A 22,497-nucleotide genomic window follows, 5' to 3' on the forward strand; every position below is an offset into this window, starting at 1 on the left:
GCATACGCGACGATCGCCGGGAAGGAACCACCGACACGGCAGGAATGCTCAGGACGAAGCCGGTCCCCACGGAACCGGAGGTCGCCGCACCGCCGGCACACCGAGGTGTGCCGAACGCGCCGCGGCCCCCGGTGAATCGGCGCACGGCGAGCGTAGGCAGCCGCCACTTCCGCAACACTGACGGTTTACTGACGTCCGGCCGCGGGAAAGGGGGGCGGCGATCGGGGCCGGCGTCAGGCGCCCTGGCCTTCCCCGTCCTCGGGGGACGAGGAGGGCGGGGCGAGGTCCGTCAGCTTGCCACGGACGAGTGCGGCGTCCGGATGTCCGATCCGGTCGAGGATCTCCAGCGCCTGGCCCAGGGCGAGCGCCGCTTCCACGGGACGCCCGGCCGCATGGTGGGCATCGCCGATGTGGGCCAGGGTGTCGGCTTCCAGAAAGGCGTCCCGGATGGTGCGGTACAGCGTCAGCGCGTGCTCGTAGCACTCCAGCGCCCGGTCGTGGTCGTGCAGATGGTGATGGGCATAGCCGAGGCTGTCCCACGCCGCGGCCTCGCCGTTGAGGTCGCCGATCGCCCGGTGGGCTTCGAGGGACCGTCCGCACTCGTCCAGGGCCTCACCGTATTGACCGAGCAGGATGTACGTCCAGCCGATCTCGTTGAAGACGCTGGCCTCCCCGCTGCGGTGCCCGGCCGAGCGGTACAGGGCATGTGCCGACCTGTAGTGGTCGAGCGCCTTCTCCTGGTCCTGCCGGCGGTTGGCCAGGAAGGCGAAGTAACGGTGCACCCGGGCCTGCCCCACCGCGTCACCGAAGTCCCCGAACAACTCCAGGGAGCGCGACAGGTTCTCGGCCGACTCGTCCCAGCGCTCCAGCCGCCCGGCGACAAAGCCGAGCGCCCGGTGTGCGTGGGCCTGACCGCGTATGTCGCCCAGGCGCCGGGTCGTGGCCGCGGCCGTCGTCTGCGCGGCGAGCTGTTCCTGCCAGCGGCCGTTGCGGTCCAGATAGCGCTCCAGGGTCACGGCCAGCTGCCAGCTGTGCCGGCCGCTTCCGTGTCGGGCGTCCTGCTCGACGGCGGCGAGCATGGCGGACAGATTGCCGTCCAGCCAGTCGGCGGCACCTGTCTGGTCGGCGAAGGACACCGTGGTCACACCGGCCTCCTGGGGGCCCAGCTCGATACGGTCCCGGCTGGGCGCGAGGACGGTGTCCGCCGCATGTGCGCTGTGCAGATAGTGGTCCAGCATCCGGCGCCGGGCCGTGTGCAGCTCCTCCGCCGTGTCCTTGTCCTCGCCGAGTTCCACTCCGTAGGAGCGCAGCAGTTCATGGCAGCTGAAGTGGCCGGGTGCGGGCTCGGAGATCAGATGTGCCCGGACCAGTTCCGCGAGCGCCGGCCGGACCTGGCCGGGCCGCAGCCCCGCCAGACTCGCGGCGGCGGCGAGCGAGCACTCCCGGCCCGGGTGCAGGGCGAGCAGCCTGAACATACGTGCGGCCGCCGGGGTGAGCAGGTTGTAGGACCAGGAGAAGGCACAGCGCGCGTCCGCCACCGGGGCCTCGGCGGTGAAGGCGTCGAGGCTGCCCTGGCTCTCGCGCAGCTCGGCCGCGACGGCGGCGAGCGAGAAGGAGGGATTCACCGCGGCGCGGGCGGCGACTATGGCCAGCGCCAGGGGCAGATGCCCGCACAGGGTGATGATCTCCGTGGCGGCGCGGGGCTCGTCCGCGATCCGTCCGGCACCCAGCCGGCGCGACAGGAACTCCAGCGCGTCCGCCTCGCTCAGCACGTCCAGCGTCATGCTGTGGGCGCCCTCCGCCGCAACCAGGCCGTGGAGCTGGTTGCGGCTGGTGACGATGACCAGGCAGCCGGGCGCCCCGGGCAGCAGGGGCCGGACGTGCTCGGTGTCCCGCGCGTTGTCCAGGACGATCAGCACCCGCCGGTCGGCGAGCAGGCTGCGGTACAGCGCGGTCTGCGCGTCCTGTCCTGCGGGAATCCGGTGCGCGGGCACACCGAAGGCGTCGATGAAGGTGCGTATCGCCTCGCCGGGGCTCATGATCGAGCCGGTCGGGTGGAACCCCCGGAGATCGACGTAGAGCTGCCCGTCGGGGAAGCGGTCGGCGGCCTGGTGCGCCCAGTGCACGGCCAGTGTGGTCTTGCCGATGCCCGCCATCCCGCCGATCGCGCTGATCACCACCATGGAGGGGGGTTTCTCCGGGGCGGGCAGCAGCGCCTTCACCTGGGCGAGCTCGCTGCGTCTGCCCGTGAAGACGGCCAGATCCGCGGGAAGCTGGGCGGGAGGCACGGTGGCGGCCGTCCACGGCGGCGCCTTCGCCGCGGCGGTCGTCCCTCCCGGCTCCTCCTCCGGGTCACCTTCGCTCTCCTCGGGCGCGGCGGGCGGCGCCGCGTGCGACGGAACGGCCTGGCGCAGTACCCGCTGATGGGCGGATCGCAGCTCGGGGCCCGGCTCAAGACCCAGATCGTCCACGAGCCGGGCGCGCAGGGTCCGGAACAGGTCCAGCGCCTCCGCCTGGTGCCCGGTCGAGGCGAGCACCACGATCAGCCTGGCGTGCAGCGCCTCGTCCAAGGGGTGCTGGGCCGCGGCCTGCCGCAGCGCCACCAGCACTCCGGTGCCGAGTTCCGGCCCGGCCTCCAGCGCGAGGTCGGCGGCCTCCTTGACGGCGGACAGATACTCGCGGTCCACGGCGGTGAAGGCCGGGTGGGATCGCACCTCGGGCGCGATGTCCGAGGCCACCGGCGCCCGCCACAGCCTCAGGGCCTCGATCAGCAGCTCGGTGGCCCGCGCGGGGTTGTCCGCGCCCGCCGACCGGGCCGCCTCCTGACGCAGGGCACGGAAGCGCAGCAGGTCCAGCGAGCCGGGCTCCACCTCCAGGCGGTAGCCGCCCGCACCCCGCACCAGCCATCGCGAGGGGCTCCGGGCCGGCAGCTCGGGTTCGAGCAGGCGGCGGAGTGCCCCGATGTGCCGCTGCACCACATTGACGGCGCTGTCCGGCGGGGCCTGTCCCCACAGCGCGTCGACGATGTCGTGGACGGCCACCGGATGGCCCGCCTGGATGAGCAGCAGGGCCAGCAGACCGCGCTGCTTCGGCGGCCCCAGCTCCAGCTCGGAATCCCCGTTCCAGGCACGAACAGGTCCCAGCACAGTGAAACGCGTCGGCACAACACCCCCCATGGTGGCATGCGTAACTCATGAACAACCCGCCTGGACGTCCGGACCAGGCGATAAGGAATGAGCGTACGTTCCTTTTCGGCCGGCAGCGCCGGTATCGCGACTGCGCCGCCGACCCGTGACGGATATCGCGACTACTTGTCGTCGACCCGTGACAGACCGGGCAGGCAAGAAATGCGGTTTCAGGAGGACCCGGCCGGGGATGTGCAGAACGCCCCCCGAAAGTCGCGCGGACCACGGCGACGAGATTCCATGTCGGGCGCCTCCGGAGCGAGGGATCCGCATTCGCCGGAAGATCGACTCGAAGGCGCACCGCGAGGAGCGCGCCGTGCCCACCGCTGGGCCGGTGCCGGATCCAGCTGACGGCGTGTCAGCTCGGTGAAGTGTGCCGCGCCGTCCTTCCGGTCCCGCGCTTCAAAAGGCTGACGCCGGACACAAGATGAAGTTCCTGGCCGATCTTCAAGAGAGCTGATTCCCTGCATTTCCGGTGCCCGCTCGGCCCCGCTTCCCTTTTCTGTGGAGCGGAGTGAATCTTCGAATGGAAAGTCCTTCACTCTGTATTGCGGGGATCCCGGCGGGCGTTATATTTGACGAGGGTGACTCGCTTACGGGCGAGGAGGCAATATGAGGGTGAACTGGGACGACGCGCGACGCCTCGAAGAAGCGCGTCTCAAATTCCTCAGCGGCGAGTCCGTGGATCTCGCGGTGCGCAGCGCCGTGCTCTTCTCCTGGCAGCGTTGTCGCTTTCGGGGCATCGCGGCGGACCACGTCAGCATCCCCTACTTCGACAGTGTGAACCAGGAGGACAGCGTGCTGTCCATCGCCGGGCCGGCCCTGGACCGGCTGCAGTCCCGGCTGTCGGGGATGGACGTCGTCACAGCCCTCTGCAACCCCATGGCGCAGGTGCTGGAACGCCGGGTGGGCATCCCCGCGTTGAGCCGCTCGCTGGAGGCCCTGCGAGTCGAACCAGGATTCGGCTGGCTGGAAGGAGCCGTCGGGACCAACGGCATTGGTACGGCACTCGCGGACCGGCGCCCGGCCTTCATCCGTGGAAGTGAGCACTTCGCCGACATCAACCGGAATTTCGCCTGCGCGGCAGCGCCCATACGTGATCCGCTCAGCGGGCGAGTCCGCGGCGTGATCAATATTTCAAGTATCAACGATCTTGGCGACCCGTGGATGCTCACCCTGGTCCAGGAGTCGGCCAACACCATCGAACGTCTGCTTCTCGACGACATAGAGGAACACGAGCGATCCCTGCTCCGCGCGTTTTTGCGAGCCCAGCGCAGGACGGCCGGCGGCGCCACGGCACACCTTCTCGCGCGCGACGTCATCAGCACGGCCGGGGAACCGCTGCACCGCTACGATCTTGAGGTCCTGCGGAAGGCGGCGGCGGAACTCATCTCCGCCGGACAGGCGGCGGTCGTCGAGGTACCCCTTGCCGGAGGTCGCACCGCCGCGCTGCGCAGCCGGCCCGTGGAAGGCGCCATCGATGCCCTCACCGGTTTCGTCGTCGAGGCCCTGCGCGCCGATGGCGCGCTCCAGTGCCTGGAGCCCATGCGCCTGGAGCCCATGAGCCCTCGGGTCGCGGAGACAACGCCCAGGCCGGTATCCGTGTCGGCGAGGCCCGCCCCGGCGCACGCCTCGCCGTCCGTCGGTGAGCGGCGGGGCGCCGTGGAGGGCGGGCTCGTCGCCGTGGGCGAGCCTGGCATCGGGCGCCTGGCCGTGCGGGCGCGACAGCGCCTCGAACTGCTGTGCAGGGCGGCGGAGCGCATAGGCACGACCCTGGACGTGACCCGTACGGCCGAGGAACTGACCGAGGCAGCGGTCCCGGTCTTCGCCGACTTCGTCTCGGTCGACCTCGCCGAGTCCGTGCTCACCGGCGACGAGCCGACGAACCCGGGTGCGGAGATGCGCAGGATCGCCCTCGGTGCCGTCCGCCCGGGTTCACACCTCTACCCGGCCGGAACGCGGATCGAATACACCCCGCCCGTGCTGCGGAACTGCCTGACGACCGGGCAGTCGGTCCTCGAACCGGATCTGGAGACGGCCTACTCGTGGACGGTTCACGACCCGGCACGCGCTGAGCAGATCCGTGAGGCGGGACTGCACTCGCTCATCGCCGCCCCTCTGTGCGCCCGGGGGGTCGTCCTGGGCGTGGTGACCTTCTACCGCTCCGAGCGGCCCGGTCCCTTCGAGGAGGACGACCTCTCCCTTGCCGAGGAACTCGCGAGCCGGGCAGCGGTGTGCATCGACAACGCCCGCCGCTACACCCGCGAACACACCACCGCTCTGGCCCTGCAGCGGCGCCTGCTCCCGCACACTCTTCCCGAGCAGAACGCCGTGGATGTCGCATGCCACTACCTGCCCGCTCAGTCGGCCGTGGGCGGTGACTGGTTCGATGTCATCCCGCTGTCGGGCGCCCGGGTGGCACTCGTCGTCGGTGACGTGGTCGGCCACGGCCTGCAGGCGTCCGCCACGATGGGCCGCCTGCGCACGGCCGTCCGCAACTTCTCGGATTTCGATCTGCCGGTGGACGAGGTGCTCACCCGACTGGACGACCTGGTGGTCCGCCTCGACCTCGACCCGGAGCCCGAAGGGGTCGAGCCGAGTGAGGTCGTCGGCGCGAGCTGCCTCTACGCGGTCTACGACCCCTCATCGAGGCGCTGCACCCTGGCCCGCGCGGGCCACCCGGCACCGGCCCTGGTCCTGCCCGACGGTACGGTCGACTTCCTCGACGGGCCTGCCGGGCCGCCGCTGGGCCTCGGCGGTCTGCCGTTCGAGACCCTGGACCTGGAACTGCCCGAGGGAAGCCAGCTGATCCTGTACACCGACGGCCTCGTCGAGCACCGGGATCGCGACATCGGCACGGGAATCGAGCACATGCGGCGACTGCTCCGCGGTGCCCGCGGCTCGCCCGGCGAAACCTGCCGAGTGCTGGTCGACGGTCTGCTTCCCGCCCGACGCGGCGACGACGTCGCCCTGCTCGTCGCACGCACCCGCGCCCTGGACGCCCGGCACATCGCGCGCTGGGATCTCGCCGACGACCCGGCCGCCGTGTCCCACCTGCGTGAGGAGGCCGTTCGTCAGTTGTCCGAATGGCAGTTGGAGGAGCTGACCTTCACCACCGAGCTGATCGTCAGCGAACTGGCCACCAACGCCATCCGGTACGCGGCACAGCCGTGCGAGATGCGGCTCATCCATGACCGCACCTTGATATGCGAGGTCTGCGACTGCAGCAGTACCTCACCGCGTCTGCGGCGTGCCGCCAGCACCGACGAAGGGGGACGAGGGCTGTTCCTCGTCGCGCAACTCGCCCAGCGCTGGGGGACCCGCTACACATCGACCGGAAAGGTCATCTGGACGGAACAGTCACTGCGCTGAGGGCGCCTTCCTGCCGCACATGGTCGCCAACTGCCTGAGAGAGCGGGGACTTCAGCGCACGCCGTCCCAGAGCAGGCGTTCCTGCCCGCGCGGGTCGTCCTCACACACGGGGGCGTTCGCGAAGACCATCGTGGTGCGGGTGGCCGTGTCGTAGGCGGGCCAGCCGGGGTTGCCGGTCTTCGCGAAGGAGAGCCAGGCCTCGTGCATCGCGTCCGCGAGAGGCTGGGGTGGGTGGGGGCCCACCAGGGGGGTGTACGAAGGGTCCTGGACGCGGTTGAAGACGAAGGGGAGTTCCAGGGCGTGGCAGGCGCCCAGGCGGCCCGCGAACTGCGGGGAGCGCCAGGCGAATTCGTAGACGCGGGAGCCCGGGACCGACTCGGCCAGGCGGATGGCGGGAATGCGGTAGAACCAGTCCGTCGCCAGCGCGGAGAGGAGTTCGCCCGCGGTGGCGGCGGGGCGGGTCGCCCGGTAGACCGGGAGGGCCTTGGCCGGGTCGAGGCCGTATGCCGTCGCCGCGGTGTGGAGGCCGGCTTCGGAGATCCTCTCCAGGAGGCCCGTGGGGACCAGGAACAGGCGGTTCTCCTCGCGATTGCTGCCGACCAGGAGGTCGACTCCGCAGTCGGGGCCGGGCAGGGACAGGCCGGCCGTGACCGGTTCGAACGGCATCATGTTGAGCACCGCCTCGCCCCACAGGGCCGGATCCGGGCGGGCGCTCACCTCCGCGCGGAGCTGCGCCTGGGCGGGGAGGAGGTCGGCCAGGAGGACCCCGGCGAAGGCCTCCGGAGTCGCCTCGATGCCGAGCTTCGCGGCCAGCCGGGACGCGATCAGGGCCGCCGAGGACGGGCGCAGGAAGTGGTGGCAGGCGCCGCTCTGCAGGATCGCCCGGTGGAACAGCCCGCGGGCCAGGCCGGTCGACAGCAGGACGCCGATGCCCATCGCGCCCGCCGACTCGCCGAAGACCGTCACCCGGTCGGGGTCGCCGCCGAAGGAGGCGACGTTGGCCCGGATCCAGCGCAGGGCGGCGACCTGGTCCAGCAGCCCGCGGTTGTCCGGCACACCGGGAAGGTGGAGGAAACCGTCCGAGCCCAGGCGGTAGTTGAGGGTGACGCAGACGACCCCGCCGCGGGCGAAGGCGCCGCCGTCGTACCCCGGCGCCGAGCCCGAGCCGTTGGAGAACGCCCCGCCGTGCAGCCACACCATCACCGGCAGGCCGGCCCCACGCTCAGGGGCGGGTGTCCAGATGTTGAGGTTCAGACAGTCCTCGCCGGGGATGTCGTTCTCCGGGATGAGGGCGTCGAAGGGCGGCACGTAGGGCGCGTGCGGCGCGGTCGGGCCGTAGGCCGTGGCGTCGCGCACGCCCGCCCAGGGCTCGGGCGGGCCCGGCGCCAGGAAGCGGCGGGGGCCGAACGGCGGGGCGGCGTACGGGATGCCGAGGAAGGACGCCACGCCGCCGTCCGCGGCGGTGGAAAGCCTGCCGCGGACGGCGCCCTGTTCGGTGGTGCATACCGTGGTGCGTGGTGTCATGCCGTGAGGATCCCCAGCAGGGCCGCGCCGAACTCCTCCGGGCGTTCCAGGTGCACCGCGTGCCCGGCGTCGGGGACGGCGACCTCGCGGACCGTGCCGCCGTGCGCCGCGTAGCGGTCCAGGACGTGGCGGGTCTGCGCCACCATCGGCTGGGCGGGAGTTCCGTCCCAGCCGGGCACCGCGCCGATCGCGCCCAGGTGCGCCAGGTCGAACATCGAGGTGTCCGAGACGATCACGTCGTCCTCGCCGCGGATCCACAGCACCGGCGGCCTGGGCTCGATCAGATGCAGCTCGTCGAGGCGGAAGTACAGCGGGGAAAGGCAGTTGAGGACACCCCGGGTGCCGGGGGCCACGCCCGGCCAGGCCGTCGACGGCACGCTGTCGCCCGGGTAGTGGTCGTCGCCGGTCCGGGTGGTGAGCATGGAGTCGACGTAGGCGTCCTCGTGCTCGCCCTCGGGGCGCCACGGCGGCTTGACGTAGCAGTTCGCCAGGACGGAGCGGGGCGCCACCGGGGAGTCCTCGCCGCGCTCGCCCTTGGCCAGCAGCGCGACGAACTCCGGGTTGGCCGTGCCGCCGCCCGAGCCCGCCCCGTCCTCGGAGTTGAGGGTTCCGTCCACCCCGTGCGTGCCGCCGAAGCCGTACGGGGAGACCGGGTTGACCAGGGTCAGGGAGCGCACCGCGGCCGGGTGGTCGCTCAGGTACTGCATGATCACGCCCCCGCCCATGGACCAGCCCACCAGGTGCGCCCGGTCGATCCCGAGGGCCGCCAGCAGCGCGGCGAGGTCGTCGGCGTGGTCGCGCAGGCCGCGCGTGGCGTCGATGGGCAGCGGGTCGGTGCCGCCGAAACCGCGCAGGTCCAGCGCGATGGGCCGGTATCGCTCCGGCAGCAGGGCCATGGTGGGGTGCCAGAAGGCGGCGGAGGAGACGTTGCCGTGGACGAAGACGACCGGTTCGCCCTCGTCCCGGAGGTCGGTGATCTGGACGGTGAGGCGGTCGGTGGGTACCCGGCGGGTGCGGATGCTGCTGGTCATCGTCATCTGGTCCTTTGATCCTTTACGAGAGCCAAGTGGCGATCCGGTCGGCGGCCGAGCCGTTCCAGCCCAGCTCCAGGTGGTTGGCCCCGGCGACGGTGGCGGTGCCGCCGACCGTGGGCATGCCCGTGGTGTCGAGCGCGCTGGCGATGAAGACGACACCGTCGCTCGGCCCGCGGTTCTCGTTGAAGATGCCGACGACGGTGGGGGATCCGCCGGCCAGCAGATAGGTGGTGACGGAGGCGGGTACGCCGGCGTCGTGCAGCGGCTTGATCAGCGAACCGGCGTCGATGGCGGCCTGGATGCCGCTGCCGGCGGTGTAGAAGCCCTGGCCGCCGTAGTACGTCGTGTACCAGTCCTGCGCGGCGCCGTCGACTCCGTACCTGCCGTCCCAGCGGGCCAGCATCTGCCGCTGGCCCGGGTAGTTGTCGTAGCCGCCGGAGGGCGTCATCGAGAACTCGGGGTGTGCGGTGTACAGGCCGTAGCAGGTCATCCGCGAATGCGGGGAAGGCGCGTTGACCGTGCCGCCGCACTCGGGCCAGATGGAGAAGTCGTGCGCCCAGCCGTGCGCGTACGGGTAGTCGTAGCCGCCGTTGGGGCCGCCCACGGTGATCAGCCTGCGCACGTCACCGGCGTACGCCCGCCCCCAGCTCGGCTTCAGCGACGACACGTACGCGCGGGTCGACATCTCGCCCTTGCTCCAGCCGACGAGGTCGACCTTGGTGACGCCGAGCTTCGCCTTGATGGCGGCGATGGCGTCGCCGACGATCTGCGCCTGCATCAGGTTGTCGCCCTGCTTGTGCGCGAAGCCGACGGCGAAGACGCGGTGGCCGCGTGCGGACAGGTACTGCATCAGCCCGGTGGACGGGCAGGACAGGGCGCCGCAGCCGTAGCCGCCCGCTTCGCCCGGGTTGGCCCAGGCGCGGTCCGCGGTGTCGTTGGCGCCGTGCACGAGCAGGACCGGTGTGGTGCGGCTGCCGGTGTTCCACCCGGGGGCCGAGTAGAGCAGGAAGCGGCTGGAGGACGGGCGGGAGACCCCGCCGAAGTACGTGACGCGCTTTCCGTCCTGGTCGCCGCGGCCGTCGGCCGGGTAGCCCTCGGCGCGGAATCCGGGGGTGGTGTCGAGGTAGCGCTCCACGCGCTCCCAGCCGTTGGTGACGGTGCCGGCCCCGTAGCTCGCCTCAAGGGTGAGGTACGACGGCGGCGCTTCGGCGGCCGACGCGGTGCCGGCGCCGGCCACCGGTCCGGCCGCCACGGCCATCAGCAGGGCGAGCAGCATCCGCCACCGGCCCGCACGGCTTCGTCTGTTCGGCATGTTCCCGCCCTCTCCTTCGCGCATCCACGGCTCCGTCCCGCTGCGGCGGCCCACATTAGGCACGGGAGACAGAGGGAGGGCATGTGTGCGGGACCCATAAGGAGGGCGGTCTGTATGGGGCTTCAACCCGCGGGTCGGGGGATGCGCGGTGTCCGGCCGGCGATCCGACGGCCGAACCGGTACGTCGGGGAGGGCGGGCCCAGGCGGAGCCCGCCCCCTCCGCCGTGAGCCGTCAGGAGACCGCCGGCACTGGATCCGCCTTCGTGGCGGCCGGCTGAGCGGCCTCCCGCCGCAGGCGGGCGATGTGCAGTCGCCCCGTGCACCAGATGCCGATCGCCGAGATGACCATCAGCAGGACGGCCGGGGGCCAGTAGTGGCCGCCCGCCAGCGCGGCCAGGGACACGCAGGCCACCGGCGCGAAGCCGCCGAAGATCAGGTTGCAGACCTGGTACGACAGGGAGATCCCGGTGTAGCGGACGTGCGGTTCGAAACCCTCGGCGAGGATCGCGGCGATCGGTCCGTACAGGGCCGACATCACGAACCGCATCGCGAGCATCATCAGGTAGATCAGGAAGACGCTGCCCGTGCCCATCACCATGAACTGCGGTGCGGCCAGGACCACGACTCCGGCGAGCCCGGCGATGACGACCTTGTGCGCGCCGACGCGGTCGCCGATCCAGGCCAGGCCCGGGGTCACCAGCAGTTCCAGGAAGGCCGCCAGTGTCAGGCCGTTGAGCAGCATCGACTCGGACAGGTGCAGGTGTCCGGTGCCGTAGGACAGCAGATAGCTGGTCACCACGTAGTAGCCGCCGGTGGCCGTGGCCAGGGCGAAGACGCCGACCAGCACGGTGCGCCAGGCCTTCTGGAGCACTTCCGCCACCGGCGGCTTGGTCTCGGTCCCGCGCTCCTCGCGCTCCTCGCGCACCTCGGACATCACCGGGGAGTCCTCGAGCTTGACGCGGATGACCAGTCCGATGGCGACGAGCACGGAGGAGGCGAGGAACGGCACGCGCCAGCCCCAGCTGAGGAACGCGTCGTGGCCGAAGAGGTTCATCAGGCTGAAGGCGCCGGTGGACAGCAGGGCGCCGACGGACGAACCGAGCTGGGCGAACGAGCCGAAGAAGGTCCTCCTGCCCTTCGGGGCGTTCTCCACCGCGATCAGCACCGCGCCGCCCCACTCGCCGCCGATCGCGATGCCCTGGACCAGGCGCAGGACGATGAGCAGGACCGGAGCCAGGGCGCCGACCTGGGCGTAGGTCGGCAGCAGGCCGATGGCGAAGGACGCGATGCCCATCATCAGCAGGGTGATGACGAGGGTCTTCTTGCGTCCCACCCGGTCACCGATGTGCCCGAACACCACGCCGCCGAGCGGGCGCAGCAGGAAGCCGACGGCGAACGTGCCGAAGGCGGACAGGGTCTTGAGCAGCGAGGGCATGTCCGCGGGGAAGAACACGTCGTTGAAGACGATGGCCGCGGCGGTGGCGAAGGCGTAGAAGTCGTACCACTCGATCGAGGTGCCGGCCAGGGCGGCCAGCGCGGCTCTGCGCGCGTTTCTCGGATCGGGCTGGTGGGTGCGGTCCGGCATGCGGGACCTCCGGCTGAGGGTGGGGACGGGGGAGCGGGCGAGCGGCGCGGCGGAGCGCGCCGCTCCCGGGGGAAGGGGACGGGGCGGGGGCGGGAGCCTCAGCGGCCGGGGGCCGCCCAGGCGCGGGTGCCGCCGATCCAGGTCTCGCGCACGCCGATGCCGGCGAGTTCGCCGGCCGCGGTCTGCAGGGGGTCGGCGTCGAGGACGACGAAGTCGGCGAGCATGCCCGGCGCCAGCGAGCCCACCGCGTGCTCGCGGTGCAGGGCGCGGGCGGCCGCGGCGGTGTGCGCGTGCAGGCCGTCGGCGACCGGCATCCGCAGGGTCTCGTCGCCCAGCACGGTGCCCAGGACCGTGCGCCGGGTGGCGGCCGCGGAGACCGCCTCCAGCGGGGCGGGCGGGGCGACCGGCGCGTCGGAGCTGAAGACGACCGGAACGCCGGCCGTGAGGCACCGGCCCGCGGGGTTGTAGCGGTGGCCGAGTTCACCGACGGCGGTCAGCGTGCCGTCGCCGGTCCGCAGGTGGTGCTGCGGCTGCATCACCGGGACGACACCCAGGGCGCCCATGCGCTCGATCTGCTCGTCGGTGGGCAGGCCGCTGTGCTCGATACGGTGCCGCATGTCCGGCCGGGGCCGGTCCGCCTGCGCCTTCTCGACCGCGTCGAGGACCATCCCGATGGCGTACGGGGACTGGGCGTGCGTCGCGGTCTGCAGACCCGCCCGGTGGGCCCGCGCGACGATCTCCGCGTACTCCTCGACCGAGTGGTACAGCTGCCCGTGATGGCAGCAGTCGGCGGCGTAGCCCTCGGGGAAGTAGGCGGTCCAGCCGCCCAGCGTGCCGTCCGCGTAGAACTTCACGCCCTGCACCCGGAACAGGTCACCGCCGAAGCCGTGGACGACGCCGAGTTCGAGCGCGGTGTCCAGCAGCGCGGAGGTGAGGTACGCCGACACCCGCATGCGCAGGGAGCCCGACTCCTGCGCCCGCAGGTAGGTCTCCATCTCGCGGCGCGAGGCCTGCGCGTCGCCGACCGTGGTGACACCGGCGGCCAGGAAGACCTCCTGGGCGCGCGCCAGATGGTCGGCCATGACGGCGTCCGGCTCGGTGAGGTGGAAGTTCGGGCCGTGGTTGCCGATCTTCACCCCGCCCGGCCCGGTGAGCAGGTCGCACGCGGCGTCCCACAGCTGCCCGTCGGGCTCGCCGGAGTCGAAGCGGCCGATGCTGCCCCCCTCGGGATCCGGGGTGCCGGCCGTGATGCCGCAGGTCCGCAACGTGTGGGAGTTGACGACGCCGCCGTGACCGGAAGCGTTCATGACGTAGACCTCGCGGTCGTCGGCGACGCGGTCGAGGTCGTGGCGGCTCGGGTGGCGGCGTTCGGCGAGGCGGCGGTGCTCGTAGCCGAATCCGCGCACCGGGACTCCGGCGGGCAGGGTGCGAGCGGCCTCGCGCAGCACGTCGACGAGGGTGTCGATGTCCGGTACGCGCTCGGGCCGGCAGTCGACCCAGGCCAGGGCCTGGCCGTACATCACCGGGTGGCAGTGCGCGTCGACGAAACCGGGGTGGACCAGACCGCCGTCGAGCTTCAGCTCGCGGTCCACGCGGCCGAGCGCGGCGCGGGCGTCGTCGGCGGTGCCGACGTGCACGATCCGGTCGCCGCGCACGGCCAGGGCTTCCGCGCGGGTCGCGGTGCCGGCGGCGGCGACCGCGGCACCGGTTACCAGCAGGGTGCGGTCGGGGGCGTCGAGGGGGTGGTGCATGGGGCCTGCTTTCGACCAGGGGACGCCGAAGGTACGCGGAAGCGACGCGACGGCTGATTCGTTCGCCTGGACGATAGATAACGAACGACAGATTGGCTAGAGGTGCTCCGTGGAAAAGTTTCGGAAGGCGATGGCCGTCCTTGCTTACGGATCATTCGTCAGAGGGGGTCACTGTCCGCGGTTTCCGCTGCGGCTCCCTGTGCCGGCGCCGGGGCAGGGGCAGAGGCTCCCGGGTCGTAGCGCTCCTTCACCAGTTCCATGTGCAGCCAGCTCTCCACGCCGCTCACCTGCTCGCACGCCCGCATCCGCTCCAGGGTGGCGAGGAGCGCGGGCAGTGACTCGGCCGTGATGGTGCCGACCAGATCGGCCCGGCCGAGGCAGGCGGACAGGAACGACACGCGGTCCCAGGAGGCGAGCCGCTCGGCCACCGGATCCGCGGGACCGTCCAGGCGCACCGCGAAGCCGCAGAGGTGGCCCATGCCCAGCAGCTCGGGCCGCACCAGGGCGAGCACCTTCGCGACGCCGCCGTCGAGCAGCCGCAGCGTGCGGGAGCGGGTGGCGCCCGCCGACAGCCCCACCCGGTCGGCGAGTTCGGCGAAAGGCAGCCGGCCGTCGCGCTCCAGCTCGTCCAGGATCCGCCGGTCCAGCTCGTCGAGCTCGGCGGCGGCCGGAGGGTCGGGCAGCAGGTAGGGGTCCTTCAGCTGGCGGGTGGTGATCAGCGGATCGACGGTCCGTACGCCCGGCAGGGTGCGCACCCGCTCGATCGCCCGGTCCAGTTCGGCGAACCCCTCGGTGCGCAGCTCGGTCATGATGGCCCGCTGTCCCGCCGTGAGGGTGACGAACGGTGCCTGGGGCATCGCGGCGATGGCGCGTGCCACCGGCCCGGCCGCTCCGTGGGTGTCGATCGACAGGTGTGCCGAGGCGGTCAGCCCGCGCACGGCGGGGTGCACGATGGCCACCACGCGCACCGCGCCGGAATCCAGCATCCGCTGGACCCGGGCCCGGGTGGCGGGCCGTGACAGGCCCACGCGCTGAGCCAGCGTCTCGTAGGTGAGGCGGCCGTCCGTCTGCAGCTCGCGCACGACGGCGAGGTCGGTGTGGTCCAGATCCACCTGGGCTGTTCCCCTCGGTTCCTTCGGTGTGTCGGCCCGTGGTGCGGCGGCGCCCGGGTCCGGTGTCATTCTCGGGCATCGTCCGCCGCGTCCATCGGCGGGTGATGCGCATCACTGCACGGTCGAGTCAATCATCAATGGACATCAGATCGGTCGAAACGTAGGTTGATGGCGTTCTGAACGGTCGAATCAGTTGAGGAGGTCGCCGTGGGGCAACCCGTGGTCGTCTACACGGACCTGGGCGAGCTGGACCCGGAGCCGGGTGTCCGGCTCCTCGCCGACGCGGGTTTCACCGTGCGGATCGCCGGCAGCCGCGACCCCGAGGTCATCGCGGCCGCGGCCCAGGACGCCGTGGCGCTGATCGTCGGCTACGCGCGCGTGGACGAGGCCCTCCTCGACCGCCTGCCGCGGCTGCGCTTCCTCGCCACCATGTCGGCCGGGTACGACATGATCGACGCAGCCGCGGCCCGCCGCCGCGGCCTGTGGGTGACCAACCTGCCCGGCACCGCCACCGAGGACGTCGCCGTCCACGCCCTCGCCTCGGCACTCTCCCTCGTACGCCGGCTGCCGCAGGCCGACGCCGTCGTGCGCGGCGGGGGCTGGGCCACCGACTTCGCCAGGGCCGAACTTCCGCGCCGCACCAGCGGGTTGACGCTGGGACTGGTCGGAATGGGCCGCATCGCCCGGGAACTCGTCCGGATCGCGACTCCCGTCTTCGGCCGCCTCGCCGCGTACGACCCGCAGACCGACCCCTCCGCATGGCCGGCCGGTGTCGACCGGCTCGGGCTCGACGAACTGGTGGGCGCGGCGGACGTGCTGTCCCTGCACGTCCCGCTCACCGACCGGACCCGGGGCATGGTCGACGACGGGCTGCTCGCCCGCATGCGACCGGGCGGCCTGCTGGTGAACGTCGCCCGCGGCGAACTCGTCGAGCCCGAGGCCCTGCTCCGGGCGCTCGACAGCGGCCGGCTCGCCGGAGCCGCCCTCGACGTCCTCCCGGTGGAGCCCCCGCCCGCCGACGACCCGCTGCGCGGCCACCCGCGCATCCAGCTGTCCCCGCACAGCGCCTTCCTGTCCGACGCCTCGCACCGCGCGTACGTGTGCGAGCCCGCCGAGAACGTCATCGCCTGGCAGCGCACCGGCCGCCCGCTCACGCCCGTCGTCGACCCCGAGGCCTGAACCGTTCCGAAGGAGCCACCATGACCGACCTGCTGAGCACACCCGCCCCCCGGAGTCAGGCCACGCCGGCCCTCGATCCGGCCGCCGAGGAGCTGCGGCTGCGCCGCGAACTGGCCGCCGTCTACCGGCTCGTCGCGCACTTCCGCATGACCGACCTGATCTTCACGCACATCTCGCTGCGGCTGCCGGGCCCGGACCACCACTTCCTGATCAATCCCTACGGCCTGCTGTTCGAGGAGATCACCGCATCGAACCTGGTGAAGATCGATCTGTCGGGCAAGCCGGTCGAGCCGACCCCGTACCCGGTCAACCCGGCCGGTTTCGTCATCCACAGCGCGATCCACGCCGCCCGCGAGGACGCGCAGTGCGTGCTGCACACCCACACCAAGGCGGGCTGCGCCGTCGCCGCCCAGCGTGACGGGCTGCTGCCCCTCAACCAGATGTCGATGGAGTTCCACAACCGGGTCGGCTACCACGACTACGAGGGCGTCGCCCTCAACCTCGACGAACAGCGGCGCCTCGTCACCGACATCGGCGACCACCCCGCCCTGATCCTGCGCAACCACGGGCTGCTGACGGTCGGCGAGAGCGCGGCCCAGGCGTTCCTGCGCATGCACTACCTGGAGAGGGCCTGCGAGATCCAGGTGACCGCGCAGGCGGGCGGCGGCCCCCTCGTCGTCCCGGCGGCCGAGATCTGCGAGTACACCGCACAGCAGCTCGCGGGCGAGGCGACCTCGGACTTCGAGGACGCCGACGCGTACGAACTCGCCTGGGCGGCGCTGCTGCGCCTGCTCGACCGGACCTGCCCCGAGTACAAGGACTGACCACCGCCCCGCCTTCGTACCGTCCACAGGCCCGCCCGGCCGGGCCGCCCGGATCCGGTGCCGGGGCCGCGTGCCACGATGGACGCGCACCGCACGGCGGGGAGGCGCGTGCGGCACGAACAGGCGGGGGTGGCGTGGAGGGGGAGGTACCGGCGCGGGCCGGGCGCGGGGTCCGCGAGCTGTGCGAGCAGGGCACGGGGCTGCACGAGGCGGCACGGAACGTGCGCACGGACCATGCCGCCGCCGTGGCCGCCGTCCGCGCGGCCTTCGACCCCCTGCAGGCCGAACTCGTCGCGCTGGAACTCGAGTCCATCCCCGTGGCACGGCTCAGGGACGTCACCGGGGGACGGCTGCGCCTCGGCGCCGTGGAGGCGGCGGGCCTGCGCACGGTACGCGCGGTGCACGAGGCGAGCCGCCACGAACTGCGGCAGGTGCCCGGCGTGGGCGAGCAGACCGCCGACCGGGCGCTCGCCGCCGCCCGGCAGATCGCGCGGGCCGTGGCCGACACCGTCACCGTCCGCATCGACGTCGACCACCCCGAACCCCGCACCACCGCCCTGGTGATCGCCCTGCACCGGCTCGTCGAGGCCGGCCCCGAACTGCGCCGCGCCCTGGACACGGCCGAGCGGCTCGACACCCGGCTGGCCGAACTGCTGCCCGCGGCCCGCCCCGCCGGCGGACGGCTGCGGCTGGCGCTGGCCCGCCGCGAGCGCCGCGAACGCGCCCTGGCCGCGGCCGCCGAACTCGGCGCACTGCTCACCGACGCGGCCGCCACCGACGTACGCCTGCTGCTCGCGCAGGCCTCAACCGACCTGCTGCGCCCGGCCGCCTCCGACGTCGAGGCCTGGGTCGACTTCGAACTGCGCCCCGCGGAGTACTACGGCCGGCTCGCCGAGGTCTCCGAACAGCGCCCGGACACCGCCGCGAGCGAGGGCTTCGTCCCGTCGGAGGTGGCCGAACGGGTCCACGCCCAGCGGCTCGACGACACCCACCGCCGGGTCTCCCTGCGCGGCTACCAGGAGTTCGGCGCCCGCTTCGCCCTCGCCCAGCGCCGGGTGGTCCTCGGCGACGAGATGGGCCTCGGCAAGACCGTGCAGGCCGTCGCCGCCCTGGCCCACCTCGCGGCCGAGGGGCACAGCCACTTCCTGGTGGTCTGCCCGGCCGGCGTCCTCATCAACTGGACCCGCGAGATCCGCGCCCGCAGCACCCTGCGCGTCCTCGCCGTGCACGGTCCGGACCGGCAGGACGCCCACGCCGACTGGCGCGAGCGCGGCGGAGTCGCCGTCACCACCTTCGACGTCTTGCACACGCTGCCCGCGCCCGACGGCACACCGCCGGGCATGCTCGTCGTCGACGAGGCCCACTACGTCAAGAACCCGGACACCCGCAGGTCCCGCTCGGTCGCGGTGTGGACCGGACGCTGCGAGCGCGTGCTGTTCCTGACCGGTACGCCGATGGAGAACCGGGTCGAGGAGTTCCGCGCCCTGCTGCGCCACCTCCGGCCCGACCTCGTGCCCACGGTCAGCGACACCGAGGCGGCCGCCGGACCGCACGCCTTCCGCCGCTCGGTGGCCCCCGCCTACCTGCGCCGCAACCAGGAGGACGTGCTCACCGAACTGCCCGCGCTGGTGCACACCGACGAGTGGGTGGAACTCGGCCCCGCCGACCGGGCCGCCTACCACGAGGCCGTCGCCGAGGGGAACTTCATGGCGATGCGGCGGGCCGCCTACGCGGATCCGGAGACGTCCGCGAAGCTGCGGCGGCTGCGGGAGATTGTCGCGGAGGCCGCGGCGAACGGCCTGAAGACCGTGGTGTTCTCCTACTTCCGGGACGTGCTCGACGCCGTCCGCCAGGGCCTGGGCGACAGCGCGTTCGGGCCGATCGCCGGAAGCGTTCCCGCGGCCCGCAGACAGCGGCTCGTCGACGACTTCACCGGGGCGTCCGGCCACGCCGTGCTGCTCTCCCAGATCGAGGCGGGCGGCGTCGGCCTCAATCTCCAGGCCGCCTCCGTGGTGATCCTGTGCGAACCGCAGGTCAAACCGACCCTGGAGCACCAGGCCGTGGCCCGGGCCCACCGCATGGGCCAGATCCGCGCCGTCCGGGTCCACCGGCTGCTGGCCACGGACAGCGTCGACGACCGGCTGCTGCGCATCCTGGCCCGCAAGGAACGGCTGTTCGACGCCTTCGCCCGGCGCAGCGACATGGCCGACGCCACTCCCGAGGCCGTCGACATCTCCGACGCGAGCCTCGCCCGCCGCATCGTCGAGGAGGAACAACAACGCCTGTCCGCACCCACGAAGACCACCACGACCTGACCCCCCGGACCCCCACGTCCGAGCCGAGCTGCACCGAGCCGAGCGGGGCTGGAGCGGGCTGGGGCGGCCCGAGCCGAGCCGGGCCAGGCCAGGCCGGTCCGAGTCGAGCCTGACCGGATCGGGGCCGGCCAGACCGGGCCAGGTTGGGCCAGGTTGGGCCAGGCCGGGCCTGCACGAGCTTGACCGGATCAGGGCGGACCGGGCCGGGCCCGACCAGGCGGGACCAGGTCGAGCCAAGCCAGACCGGCCCGAGCCGAGCCGGGCCAGGCCAGGCCGGTCCGAGTCGAGCCTGACCGGATCGGGCCGGTCCGAGCCTGACCGAGCCGGTCCAGGCCAGGCCGAGCCGAGCCAGACCGGGCCGGGCCAGACCGGGCCGAGAAGGGCCGAGACGGACCAGGCCAGGTTGGGCCAGGCCGAGCCGGTCCGAGCCTGACCGGGTCGGAGTGGGCCGGGACGGGACGGGGCAGGCCGGTTGTGGCTCCGGGGTGGGGCGGGCGGGGGTCAGGGGTGGGCCAGGCCTGACTTCAGGCCTGCGCCGCAGAGGGGGACCACCGCCGACTTTCCGGCGAGGGCGCCCTCGCGGATCGCCGCCCAGCAGGCCGCGCCCGTCGACTCGACGTACAGTCCGCGGGAGGCCAGGTCCAGTTGGGCGTGGCGGATGCCGTCCTCCGTGACGGTCAGGAAGGTGCCGCCCGAGTCCCTTACCGCACGCAGGATCTGGCGGGCCCGGGGCGGGCGCGGGATCGCGATGCCCTCGGCGTGGGTGGGGGCCACGGGGGTCGTGCCGGTGAGTTCCTCCGCGCCCTCCGCCCAGGCGTGGGCGAGCGGGGCGACCGCCGCCGCCTGCACCGCCCACAGCGCCGGACGCCGGTCCAGCAGGCCGGCACCGAACAGCTCGGCGATCGCCAGCGCGGCGCCCAGCAGCAGCGTGCCGTTGCCCACCGGCAGGACCAGGACCTCCGGCAGGCGCCCGCCGAGGTCCTCCCACAGCTCGTGCACGTAGGTCTTGGTGCCGTGCAGGAAGTACGGGTTGTAGACGTGCGAGGCGTAGAAGGTGTCCGGCTCGTCCGCCGCGCGCTGCGCGGCCCGGCCCGCCGCCTCGCGGTTGCCGTCGACCAGTTCCACGCGGGCCCCGTGCGCCTCGATCTGCTCCAGCTTCTTCGCGGACGTGCCGAGCGGCACGTACACCGTGCACGGCAGCCGCGCGCGGGCGCAGTACGCGGCGATCGACGTACCCGCGTTGCCGCTGCTGTCGGCGACCACCCGGCGCGGGCCGGAGAGCAGCGCCAGCTCGGCCAGCAGCACCGCGCCCCGGTCCTTGAACGACAGCGTCGGCATCAGGAAGTCCAGCTTCGCCGAGACCTCGTCCGTCAGCGGCACGAGCGGGGTGCGGCCCTCGCCGAGGGACAACGTGGGCGCCGGCATCGGCAGCGTCTCCGCGTACCGCCACAGGGAGTTCACCCGCCCGGTGAGGGACTTCAGGGACGCCGGAGTGGGGGAGAAGTCGAGGTCGAGCGGGCCGCGGCAGGTCGGGCAGCACCAGGCGAGGGAGTCGCCGGGGACGCGGACGCCGTCGGTGGGGCAGTAGCGGTCCGGCAGAGGTGTCATGGACGCAGGTTAAGGGGCGGCGTTCGCCGACGCCCCGCCATCTCTCCCGTACGGCACGTCCGTACGGCACGTCCGTCCCTCTAGGCCCGGCGCCACGCCCCCGTCGCCTCCGCTTTCCGTCCCGCGAAGGTGTGAGGGCGGCCGCTGGGGGCAGAAAGCGCCTGGGCATGCCTTCGCGCTCCGCAAGTCATCACTTCGAGTGATTCTCTGGCCCTTGCTTGCAAGTACAACCCGCGGTTGCCACGCTGTTGCCGTCTGTACAACTCGATGGGAGCGGCCAGTGACTTTCGGTGAGCAGCCGGCGTACCTGCGCGTCGCGGATGATCTCCGCAAGAAGATCGTCGACGGTCTGCTGCCCCCGCACACGCGGCTCCCCTCACAGGCCAGAATCCGCGAGGAGTACGGCGTCTCGGACACGGTCGCGCTGGAGGCGCGCAAGGTGCTGATGGCCGAGGGGCTGGTCGAGGGCCGCTCCGGTTCGGGAACGTACGTGCGTGAGCGGCCCGTGCCGCGCCGGGTCGCCCGTTCCGGCTTCCGCCTGGCCGGCGGCGCCACGCCGTTCCGGCAGGAGCAGGCCGACGCCGAGGCGCGCGGCACCTGGGAGTCCGGCAGTACGCAGGCCGAGGCGAGCGGCGCCATCGCCGAACGGCTCGGCATCAAGCCCGGCGACCGCGTGATGCGCACCAAGTACGTGTTCCGGGACGCCGGCGAGGCGATGATGCTCTCCACCTCCTGGGAGCCGCTCGCGCTCACCGGCCGCACCCCGGTCATGCTCCCCGAGGAGGGCCCGCTCGGCGGCATGGGCGTGGTCGAGCGCATGCGTGCCATCGACCTCATCGTCGACAACGTCACGGAGGAGGTCGGCGCCCGTCCCGGCCTCGCCGAGGAACTGCACGCCCTCGGCGGTGTCCCCGGCCATGTCGTGGTCGTGGTCCAGCGCACCTTCTACGCCTCCGGCCGCCCCGTCGAGACGGCGGACGTCGTGATCCCCGCCGACCGGTACCGGGTGGCGTACCACCTGCCGGTGAAGTAGGAGACGCGGCGCAGGGGCCGGGGCTTGGAGACCACGGCGGGGCGGACGCCGGTCCGGAAGCGGTGATTCCGTGGGGGGTGGTGTGCGCCCCCTTGGTGCCCGGACCGTCCGCCCGACTGCCGCGCCGCCCCGCCCGGGCGCCGCAATCCGGCCGTTCTCGCAGGTCGCCATCGCGCCTGCCGCATGCCCCCGAGCGGATGTCCAGCGCACCTCGCACGGCGCGTTCGTCCCCGTGCGCCCCCGGGCGGCCGATTCCCGTACTGGCCGGTTGCCTACCTCTTTGTGAAAAGCCGTATTCGCTGCGTAAAGGTTGGGCGTAGGCTCAGGCATATGCGGAGTGCGGTTTCCTCAACGGGCGGGACGCGGCGGGGGCCGGGAGCCGGACGCACAGGGGCGGGAAGGAGCACTGGGGGCGCGATGAACGACGGCACGATCACCCTTCCCTGGCTCGTCGTCCGGCAGGACGACAACGGCAACCGGTACAGCGTGGGCAGGTACGCCACCCGCGCCGAGGCCCAGAAGATCGCGGAAAGCCTCGACGGCCCGGGCACCCAGCTGTACTGGGTCGAGCGGATCGGGCAGAGCGCCGGCGGCGACGGCTGAGGTCATGCCCCCTGTAGTGGTGTAACCGCGTTGGGAGGATCTTCGGTCGTGGGGTAGATC

14 protein-coding genes are annotated in these 22,497 nt (G+C 72.5%); 6 read left to right on the forward strand and 8 right to left on the reverse strand.

Features of this window, described 5'->3' with window-relative positions; genetic code table 11:
- Positions 1-233 precede the first annotated feature (233 nt).
- Entirely contained in the window at positions 234-3,164 is a 2,931-nt protein-coding gene (locus CG719_RS30725; protein WP_324839094.1) for an AfsR/SARP family transcriptional regulator, read from the reverse strand.
- 633 nt (positions 3,165-3,797) lie between these two features.
- Here CG719_RS30725 and CG719_RS30730 point away from each other — a divergent pair.
- A complete protein-coding gene (locus CG719_RS30730; protein WP_100571998.1) occupies positions 3,798-6,557 on the forward strand; it encodes a SpoIIE family protein phosphatase in 2,760 nt (919 codons plus the stop codon).
- Positions 6,558-6,608: 51 nt separating this feature from the next.
- Here CG719_RS30730 and CG719_RS30735 read toward each other — a convergent pair whose 3' ends face one another.
- The 6 genes from CG719_RS30735 to CG719_RS30760 all read right to left on the reverse strand — a co-directional run bounded on the left by CG719_RS30735 (position 6,609) and on the right by CG719_RS30760 (position 14,875).
- Positions 6,609-8,081, reverse strand: a complete 1,473-nt coding sequence (locus CG719_RS30735; RefSeq protein WP_100571999.1) for a carboxylesterase/lipase family protein — start codon at positions 8,079-8,081, stop codon at positions 6,609-6,611.
- On the reverse strand, positions 8,078-9,112 hold the full coding sequence (locus CG719_RS30740; RefSeq protein ID WP_234375838.1) for an alpha/beta fold hydrolase: 1,035 nt from the start codon (positions 9,110-9,112) through the stop codon (positions 8,078-8,080). The genes CG719_RS30735 and CG719_RS30740 overlap by 4 nt, the downstream gene beginning before the upstream one ends.
- Positions 9,113-9,134: 22 nt before the next feature.
- Positions 9,135-10,427, reverse strand: coding sequence for an esterase/lipase family protein (locus tag CG719_RS30745; protein ID WP_199836847.1), 1,293 nt, complete (start codon positions 10,425-10,427; stop codon positions 9,135-9,137).
- Between the two features lie 232 nt (positions 10,428-10,659).
- Positions 10,660-12,012 (reverse strand): MFS transporter, encoded by a 1,353-nt coding sequence (locus CG719_RS30750; protein ID WP_100572001.1) that lies wholly within the window; start codon positions 12,010-12,012, stop codon positions 10,660-10,662.
- 98 nt (positions 12,013-12,110) lie between these two features.
- Complete coding sequence (locus CG719_RS30755; protein ID WP_100572002.1) at positions 12,111-13,763, reverse strand: amidohydrolase; 1,653 nt, start codon at positions 13,761-13,763, stop codon at positions 12,111-12,113.
- Between the two features lie 158 nt (positions 13,764-13,921).
- On the reverse strand, positions 13,922-14,875 hold the full coding sequence (locus tag CG719_RS30760) for an Lrp/AsnC family transcriptional regulator (protein ID WP_100572003.1): 954 nt from the start codon (positions 14,873-14,875) through the stop codon (positions 13,922-13,924).
- A 207-nt stretch (positions 14,876-15,082) separates the two neighbouring features.
- Here CG719_RS30760 and CG719_RS30765 point away from each other — a divergent pair, with 207 nt between their 5' ends.
- The 3 genes from CG719_RS30765 (at position 15,083) to CG719_RS30775 (ending at position 19,193) form a co-directional block, all read left to right on the forward strand.
- The gene (locus CG719_RS30765) at positions 15,083-16,054 is read left to right on the forward strand and encodes a C-terminal binding protein (protein WP_100572004.1); all 972 of its coding nucleotides are present in this window, start codon (positions 15,083-15,085) and stop codon (positions 16,052-16,054) included.
- Positions 16,055-16,074: 20 nt separating this feature from the next.
- On the forward strand, positions 16,075-16,878 hold the full coding sequence (locus CG719_RS30770; RefSeq protein WP_100572005.1) for a class II aldolase/adducin family protein: 804 nt from the start codon (positions 16,075-16,077) through the stop codon (positions 16,876-16,878).
- Between the two features lie 134 nt (positions 16,879-17,012).
- Positions 17,013-19,193, forward strand: coding sequence for a DEAD/DEAH box helicase (locus tag CG719_RS30775; RefSeq protein WP_100572006.1), 2,181 nt, complete (start codon positions 17,013-17,015; stop codon positions 19,191-19,193).
- 501 nt (positions 19,194-19,694) lie between these two features.
- Here the strand turns inward: CG719_RS30775 and CG719_RS30780 are convergent.
- A complete protein-coding gene (locus tag CG719_RS30780) occupies positions 19,695-20,801 on the reverse strand; it encodes a pyridoxal-phosphate dependent enzyme (RefSeq protein WP_100572007.1) in 1,107 nt (368 codons plus the stop codon).
- Positions 20,802-21,081: 280 nt separating this feature from the next.
- On the opposite strand from CG719_RS30780, the gene CG719_RS30785 reads away from it, so the two are divergent.
- Entirely contained in the window at positions 21,082-21,834 is a 753-nt protein-coding gene (locus tag CG719_RS30785; RefSeq protein ID WP_100572008.1) for a GntR family transcriptional regulator, read from the forward strand.
- 417 nt (positions 21,835-22,251) lie between these two features.
- Positions 22,252-22,437 (forward strand): hypothetical protein, encoded by a 186-nt coding sequence (locus tag CG719_RS30790; protein ID WP_100572009.1) that lies wholly within the window; start codon positions 22,252-22,254, stop codon positions 22,435-22,437.
- Positions 22,438-22,497: the final 60 nt, after the last annotated feature.

It is taken from the genome of Streptomyces sp. CB01373, from assembly GCF_002803075.1.
In the GTDB taxonomy this organism is placed as follows: domain Bacteria; phylum Actinomycetota; class Actinomycetes; order Streptomycetales; family Streptomycetaceae; genus Streptomyces.

Coding starts and splice junctions, on each gene's coding strand:
- CG719_RS30730 (WP_100571998.1), top strand. CDS start 3,798: ATGAGGGTGAACTGGGACGACGCGCGACGCCTCGAAGAAGCGCGTCTC.
- CG719_RS30735 (WP_100571999.1), bottom strand. CDS start 8,081: ATGACACCACGCACCACGGTATGCACCACCGAACAGGGCGCCGTCCGC.
- CG719_RS30740 (WP_234375838.1), bottom strand. CDS start 9,112: ATGACCAGCAGCATCCGCACCCGCCGGGTACCCACCGACCGCCTCACC.
- CG719_RS30745 (WP_199836847.1), bottom strand. CDS start 10,427: ATGCCGAACAGACGAAGCCGTGCGGGCCGGTGGCGGATGCTGCTCGCC.
- CG719_RS30750 (WP_100572001.1), bottom strand. CDS start 12,012: ATGCCGGACCGCACCCACCAGCCCGATCCGAGAAACGCGCGCAGAGCC.
- CG719_RS30755 (WP_100572002.1), bottom strand. CDS start 13,763: ATGCACCACCCCCTCGACGCCCCCGACCGCACCCTGCTGGTAACCGGT.
- CG719_RS30770 (WP_100572005.1), top strand. CDS start 16,075: ATGACCGACCTGCTGAGCACACCCGCCCCCCGGAGTCAGGCCACGCCG.
- CG719_RS30780 (WP_100572007.1), bottom strand. CDS start 20,801: ATGACACCTCTGCCGGACCGCTACTGCCCCACCGACGGCGTCCGCGTC.
- CG719_RS30790 (WP_100572009.1), top strand. CDS start 22,252: ATGAACGACGGCACGATCACCCTTCCCTGGCTCGTCGTCCGGCAGGAC.